The sequence below is a fragment of the Enterocloster sp. HCN-30185 genome (genome assembly GCF_037890305.1).
Taxonomy (GTDB): Bacteria; Bacillota; Clostridia; order Lachnospirales; family Lachnospiraceae; genus Enterocloster.
Map to the genome: position 1 here is coordinate 1 of NZ_JBBKBT010000041.1, position 1,371 is coordinate 1,371.

Annotated in this window: 4 protein-coding genes; all 4 read left to right on the forward strand. The window is 45.5% G+C overall.

The window, feature by feature from the left end:
- Positions 1–89 precede the first annotated feature (89 nt).
- The 4 genes from WKT10_RS15850 (at position 90) to WKT10_RS15860 (ending at position 1,369) form a co-directional block, all read left to right on the forward strand.
- Positions 90–479 carry a hypothetical protein gene (locus WKT10_RS15850; RefSeq protein ID WP_340278041.1) on the forward strand — a complete coding sequence of 130 codons (390 nt, stop codon included), beginning with the start codon at positions 90–92 and terminating at the stop codon, positions 477–479.
- Positions 479–592, forward strand: a complete 114-nt coding sequence (locus WKT10_RS16080) for a CD1375 family protein (RefSeq protein ID WP_445293034.1) — start codon at positions 479–481, stop codon at positions 590–592. Before WKT10_RS15850 ends, WKT10_RS16080 begins: the two co-directional genes overlap by 1 nt.
- A gap of 17 nt (positions 593–609) precedes the next feature.
- Positions 610–1,080 (forward strand): phage holin family protein, encoded by a 471-nt coding sequence (locus WKT10_RS15855; protein ID WP_340278042.1) that lies wholly within the window; start codon positions 610–612, stop codon positions 1,078–1,080.
- 85 nt (positions 1,081–1,165) lie between these two features.
- Positions 1,166–1,369, forward strand: coding sequence for a hypothetical protein (locus WKT10_RS15860; protein WP_340278043.1), 204 nt, complete (start codon positions 1,166–1,168; stop codon positions 1,367–1,369).
- Positions 1,370–1,371 lie beyond the last annotated feature (2 nt).

A 1,371-nucleotide genomic window follows, 5' to 3' on the forward strand; every position in this document is an offset into this window, starting at 1 on the left:
CCAGACACCCATAAAGTTGAAAAATCGAGTCCGCAGGGGCTCTTTTTATATATTTAATCACAAAAATGCATAGAAAGAGAGGAAGTACAATGAAAGACACAATGATTTTAAAGGACGGAACTACCATTGAGCTGGAGGCAGGAGCATCCCTTGGAGCAATTCAGGTATCTGAATCCGACAGATCGGCCATGTTGCGGACCTGGGAGAAGCTGACCGAGGAGAATCTGGCAGAGATACAGATCCAGAATGGAAGTGGATTGACCGTTGGAACATACAGGGACCTGGTGCTGGTATCCGAAACTTCTGTAGTATCTACAGGCGGAGCAGTAACTACTACATACAGTCTCCGGGGGAAGACAGAAGTGGAGAAACGCCTGGATAACGTGGAGGCAGGTCAGGCAATTCAGGACGGAGCCATTGCGGATCTTGGTGAAGTATCCAGCCTGCTCGCAGAACAGATAGAGGGAGGTGAGGTATAATGGCAGCTTTCTATGGCAATCGGATACGCTCTGGGCTTATGACATTGGAGGAAGTACCTAAGCTGTGGCGGACAAAAACAGAGTTGTGGCTACAGCAGAATCCGGAAGATTAAGAAAATGAGGTGAGAGGATGAAAGAGAAATCATTGGAGTATGTAATCAGCGCCATAGCAGGCGCATTTTTTAGCTTCTTTGGAATTTTGGCAGTGCCTTTGGCGTTGCTGATTCCATGTAATATCATTGACTATTTTACAGGCCTTGCGGCATCAAGAGTGAATGGTGAGAAGATTACTAGTGAAAAGTCGTTCGCTGGTATTGTAAAGAAAATCATGATGTACATACTGATTTTTGTTGGTTTTGGAATTGATTGTTTAATCTCTTATGTGACTGCTACGTTGCATATTGAGATGCAGTTTCCATTACTGTTTGCGGCCATGGTGGCCAGTTGGTTAGTAGTGAATGAATTGATTAGTATTACGGAAAATTGCGAGGCTACGGGGCTTGTTATTCCAATTCTCAGTCCCGTTTTGCGATTTGTTAAGAAAAAGATTGAGACTGTGACAGAAATCCCAGAAGAAAACGGCGACAATGGAAAAATGTAAGGAGGTGATCCGAATATCTCCCGGTTCAGCCAGGGATAGAGCTGGAGCTACTATATAACACTTAGAAGAAAGAGAGGACAAACCTATGGCAAATTTAACAGGAAAACATCAGGACAAGATTCCGGGGATGGGCGGATATGTAAACGCAGGGCCAGATCTGCAGCCCAAGCAGCCGACACCATACTTGTATGACACTCCCTGTGATGTGCCCCATCCGGACAAGCATCAGAGTGGTGTGGGCGGTCCATCTGATCGCAATAACAATGGTGTAGACGATAGCGAGGAGTAAGC

Excerpts from the sequence above, each read along its gene's own strand:
- WKT10_RS15850 (WP_340278041.1), top strand. The coding sequence starts at position 90 with ATGAAAGACACAATGATTTTAAAGGACGGAACTACCATTGAGCTGGAG.
- WKT10_RS16080 (WP_445293034.1), top strand. The coding sequence starts at position 479 with ATGGCAGCTTTCTATGGCAATCGGATACGCTCTGGGCTTATGACATTG.
- WKT10_RS15855 (WP_340278042.1), top strand. The coding sequence starts at position 610 with ATGAAAGAGAAATCATTGGAGTATGTAATCAGCGCCATAGCAGGCGCA.
- WKT10_RS15860 (WP_340278043.1), top strand. The coding sequence starts at position 1,166 with ATGGCAAATTTAACAGGAAAACATCAGGACAAGATTCCGGGGATGGGC.